Below are 5,305 nucleotides of genomic sequence, written 5' to 3' on the forward strand. Positions count from 1 at the left end.
CTTGTTTTTTGTACCAAGCGATGTACTACAAGAAGGATAATGCAAGGTTTTTGAACGTCCCAATCCTATTTTCGCAGCATGAACATCGGACTTTAACAGGTCAAAAGCTTTATTTTAAAAGGGTTTTACCATTATTCAGCAAACCCTAAATATTAGTACAAAAGCTCAGACTTTCCCCTCTCCCATGCAGTCCTACTATCCCTCGGCCATTAAGCGCAATAATTCGTCAGTGGATAGCTTGCCGCTGGCGTCGGTTCCCTCCAATAAACTATCGGCGAGATCGCGTTTATGGTGGTGCAGATCGACAATTTTTTCCTCGATCGTATCCTTGGCCACTAAGCGATAAATCGTCACCGGACGTTTTTGGCCGATGCGGTGAGCGCGATCGGAAGCCTGATCCTCCACTGCGGGATTCCACCAGGGATCAAGATGGATAACATAATCGGCCGCGGTGAGATTTAATCCTGTCCCCCCAGCTTTTAAACTAATTAAAAATACGTCCCCTTCCCCCGCTTGAAAGGCTTTCACCTGTTTCTGCCGATCGCCAGCAGGGGTACTACCATCGAGGTATTGATATTTTATCTGTCTTTGCTCGAGATAACTGCGGACAATCGCTAAATGATCGACAAATTGACTAAATACCAACGCTTTATGCTGATTATCCAATAAATCATCCAGAATTTCCCCGAAACGGGACAATTTCGAGCCGGCTAAATCCAAATCTGGAGCCACTAACTGCGGGTGACAGCAGGCCCGGCGTAATTTCATGATCTCTGCCAGTACCTGGAGATGTTTTGCCCCAGCGGTGCTGTCACTCTCGCTTAATTTCTCCAAAGCACGCCGCCGTAAGGCCTCGTAAAACGCCTTCTCCTCGACGCTTAACTCGATCGGGACTAAAATCTCGGTACGCGGCGGTAATTCCGCCAGAACTTGGTTTTTGGTGCGCCGGAGAAGGAAAGGCCGCACCAGTTTTTTTAACTGTTCGCGAGCGGTTTTATCGCCGTATTTTTCGATCGGGGTGGCGAAACGGCGATCAAAACTTTCCAAGGAACCCAACAATCCGGGGTTAATAAAACGGAAAAGATTCCATAATTCCCCTAAATGATTCTCGATCGGTGTTCCCGTGGTGATTAGTTTAAAATCCCCCCGCAGATTCATCGCTGCTTTCGATCGCTTGGTGGAGAAATTCTTAATCGCTTGGGCCTCATCGAGAACGATTGTCCGCCATTCCACCCCGGCCAACATGGTAGCCACTTCTTCCTGCTGTAATAACCCATAGCTACACACCAACAGATCAAAAGGTTGCAGTCGATCGAGTAGTGCTTGCCGATCGCCTGTTCCCAATTGGATGATATTTAAGGTGGGTGCGAACCTTTCCGCCTCACTAATCCAGTTCAAACATACTGAAGTAGGGGCGATCGCTAAAGTCGGTCCCTCCGAGGCGCGGGTAAGGATCACTGCTAGGGCCTGTAAAGTTTTCCCTAATCCCATATCATCGGCCAAACAGGCCCCAGCCCCCCACCGGGCCAGCCTAGCTAACCAGCGAAAGCCTTCCAATTGATAGTCGCGCAATTCTGCCTGTAGAGTTGAGGGGACTTCTGGAGTAAAATCCTGACTCTCCTGAAAGCGTTGTAAATTATCGCGCCAACGTTTATCGGCCTTGAGTTGTCCCACTTCCTCGCTGAGTTCCGAGAGCATCGGGGCAGCGAAGGGATGAAACCGCAAACCGTCGCCGGACTTTTCCGAGAAAGCGCGCATTTCCTGTAACCGTTCCCGAAATGCCTCGGTTAGGGCGAGAAATTGACCATCTCCGAGGGGAATAAACCGCCCCGGCGATCCCTCTAGCAGTTTCATCAACTCCTGCATACTCAGCACCGATTTCTCCTCTAGGTGCAGTTCCCCACTGACGGCAAACCAATCCCGTTGACTGTGGATATTTAGGTGTAGGTCTTGTAATCGAAGCTGACGCGACACCCGCCATTTTTCCCCTTCCGGCCATTCCACAAGGACGCTATCGTTTAATTCCCGCAATTCCAGCAGTAGATCTAGACAATCCTCTGGATTTTCTAGCCGCCATTCCCCATTTTCTTCCTCGAAACTGATCAGGATCGGACAAGAATCGATCGCCGTTTGTGCCAGTTTTTTCTCCAGGGCCAAATCCCTAGTTGTTTGCAGCCGTTCCCCCTCGATCTCGGCGATCACTGTTTCCCCCCCTTTTCCAGGCTGGAAATAGGGACCGGCTGCCCCAAAAGGACGGCTGAGAACCGCCACTTTTAGACCCTCCCCAGCCGGTAAGAGATGAATCCGGGGTTGACTATCGGCCGCCACTGACCGGGCTGCTTTTCCTCCGCCGATATCGGAATGTACTGTCACCATCCCGGAGAGGGAATTGATCGCGGCCAGCACTTTTTCCCGGCCCTTGTCGGGGACTTCTAGGCGGTTGCTTTTGCCGATAATGTCGGCGATGCTTCGGTGTTCTGGCTTGACTTCGATTACCTTAACGCGAGTGGGGGTTTCTTTCCAAATCAGCACTTCTTGGTGATCGCTGAGATCGGGCAGTAAAGAGAGGATTAATTTACCCGATTTTTCCTTACTTACTCGCAATTCCGGTTCCCCGGCGACGATTTCTACCCGCGTTCTGGGGGAATCTTCCCAAAACACCAGGGGATGACCGATCAGTTCGATAATGGCCCGGTACTCAAAGTGATACTCGTTCTGGCCATAGTAACTGGATTCCACGAAGATATGGGCGCAAATTTTCAGGTCTTGCGGGGTTAAATAGTCAATTTCCCCGGTTTTTCGCAGACGTTTCAGGGAGACGGGACGGCCACGACTCCAATTACCCCGCGCGTCGAGTTTCTGTTCTTTTGGTTGCAGGAAATAATCCTCGGAATGGATAGAGAGAAACCAAGCAAGGCGGACGACGGGGTTAGATTTACCCGGGGTTGGTGTTGGCGCGCACAGATTAGTCAAGGCATTCAGGCACAGTTGCCAAGCTTCTTGGGGTTCGATCGCATCTACTAGGGGGGAAGAGAGATGCCATTTTATAACCACCTCCGCTTCCGGCGCTCGATCGAGTCGGGACAGTAGGGCCCCGGTTTCTAGGGCTAACCAATGGTAGCCGGCCGCCTTGGCATCTTTGTAGAGGGGCAAGAGTAGGCGGGGCAGATGTTTTTTAGCGATGTCGCTGCTCATCCAGTAGAGACAGATACTACAGATAAGAGTCTCTAGACCCTGGCCCATTTGGTAGGGATTGATCGTCGCGTCGATGATTGCGTCTTTGGCCTGCATATCTCCCTGACGGGCAGCGATGATTTTTTCCAGACGGGCATAGATAGGGCGGAAAGGATGATCGTTTTGACGCGCCACCCAACTGGTATAGCTGGCGGCTTCGGCGAGACGTTCGGGGGTTCCTTCTTTGAGGAGGGCGAAAATAAAGGAGAAGCCGCTAATCGAAGAAAAATAGATTTTTTGTTTTCCTTTGGCTTTTTTTAGGGCTTTAAGGGCGAAGGTATATTCTTGGATCGCTTTGCTGTTTTCCCCGCCTAGAAAGGCAATCCAACCCCGTATCGCCCCGATTTCTGCTGCTTGGCTTTCCGGGAAGGGGCGATCGAGATACCGACGCACCTTATCGTATTGTCCTCGGATGATCGCCTGTTCGAGCCACAAATGGGCTTCGGAAACACTGGTCTGGTCTTGACAGAGTTCTTCTAGGAGGGAAAAAGCCCCATCGGCGCGAGTTATTTTTTCAAAAGCCTTGACAAGAATGCTATTTAGTGCTAGGGCTTGAAATTTGGTCGGTTGCGTCCGTAACCAATCCCCATCGAAGGGGTTATCGTAGATGAGGATGAGAAGGTCTTCTAGGCTGGTTTTTGAGGAAGAATAGCTGGTTTTCTGATAATCGGCGATTTGTTGTTCGATCGAGTCGAAATCCTGACGATAGATGGCCAGACGTATTTCTCGGATTAATTGCTCTTGTCCCTGAAAAACTAGGCTTTCATCCCAACGAGTCCGGGGTTGCGCCAGTTTTGCCTTGATAATCTCGGCAAAACGCTTGAATTCTCCCTTACTAACGCTATCACGGCTGGCAATCTCGACGAGGAGGGGATGACAGCGCGGCCCGTAGCCTTTGTCCTGGGTGATCACTTCCGCTTCTAGGAGGATATCTAAATGGGATTTCAGGGTTTGGCCGTTAAATCGCCGGTTGTTCTCGTCGCGGTAATGAGCTTGATTTAAACAGTCTAGAAAAGTGCTGCGGGCGATCGGTTCATAGATTAGGGAAAAAAGACGGACGATCACCTGATCGAGTGCCGATAATTGTTGGTAGCGTTCGATGAGTTGGCGGCGTATTTGCTCGATATCTTTCATATTCGGTTATATTCGCTGATAATCCTAATCTTTTTGCGGGGATATGACTGCAATTTATGGACGGGTTTCCAAAAAAGGTTCGATATCGATCGGGAACCAATCCCCGTCTAATACCTGTTGGAGAGTGAATATAGACTCTAGGGGAATCGCATTTTTATCGACTATCCGTGCGTTAATCAGGGATTTTCTGGCGGTTAAATAGGCTTTTTCCCAAGAATCGCGGGCATGGTTGACGAGGGTGGCACTATCTATTTTTTGTTCTAATTGCGCTCGGAAAGCCGCGATCTCCACTATCCAGTGACGGGCATTCCGTTCTTTTTCCGATTCCCAATAGGATAGTTTGAGCAAGTGTTCGATTAAAACGGTTAATAAACTCGTTATTGCCTGTCTCTCGCTTTTTCCCATGCACTCTACTTCCTCGATCAGGTTTTCCCAGTCCACCCTGTCAAACTCTTTTCGCTTTAACAGTTGGGCGGTTTTTTCTGTCCAGAGAACAAAATCTTCTTCGTAGAGAGCGGTCATCATAGATTTCTCATCCCGACTGGGAGCGCGGGGTAATGGCTCGATTATAACTCTCGATCGCTATCCTCGATCAGCTTCTAGTCTGGGGAATTTTTGCCAAGTTAGAGATTTATTCACTAGCACAAGTTGTTCTTTTTATCAAGAAAACTTTTTCTTTTTAACAAAAGTACACAAACATTTTGATCAACCTTATTGGCGATGTTATTTTGGGACTAGAGGGGAAAGATAACGTCGCTGCTAGAATTTAATTTTCAGACAAATAACCTCAGAGTATAAATTATGACCTTTACACCAGCTATTGATCCAGATATTGAATACCCCGACAGTGACGGTAAACCCATGGCCGATAATACCGAACAATACGAATGGATCGTGAAAATCAAAGAAAATCTTGAGATTCTTTTTGCCACTTCTC

At 48.9% G+C, this 5,305-nt stretch carries 2 protein-coding genes and 1 pseudogene; 1 reads left to right on the forward strand and 2 read right to left on the reverse strand.

Annotation, left to right across the window (positions count from 1 at the left end; genetic code table 11):
* Nucleotides 1–195 precede the first annotated feature (195 nt).
* Both PX482_RS06755 and PX482_RS06760 read right to left on the reverse strand, forming a co-directional pair.
* Nucleotides 196–4,368 carry a DEAD/DEAH box helicase gene (locus PX482_RS06755; protein ID WP_288122231.1) on the reverse strand — a complete coding sequence of 1,391 codons (4,173 nt, stop codon included), beginning with the start codon at nucleotides 4,366–4,368 and terminating at the stop codon, nucleotides 196–198.
* A 54-nt stretch (nucleotides 4,369–4,422) separates the two neighbouring features.
* Nucleotides 4,423–4,893: a DUF29 domain-containing protein gene (locus PX482_RS06760; protein ID WP_002761788.1), complete on the reverse strand. Its 471-nt coding sequence runs from the start codon at nucleotides 4,891–4,893 to the stop codon at nucleotides 4,423–4,425.
* A 276-nt stretch (nucleotides 4,894–5,169) separates the two neighbouring features.
* Here PX482_RS06760 and PX482_RS06765 point away from each other — a divergent pair.
* Nucleotides 5,170–5,305 (forward strand): annotated as a pseudogene (locus tag PX482_RS06765) (Uma2 family endonuclease); the annotation flags it as partial.

This window comes from Microcystis sp. M53602_WE12, from assembly GCF_030065455.1.
Lineage (GTDB): Bacteria > Cyanobacteriota > Cyanobacteriia > Cyanobacteriales > Microcystaceae > Microcystis > Microcystis aeruginosa.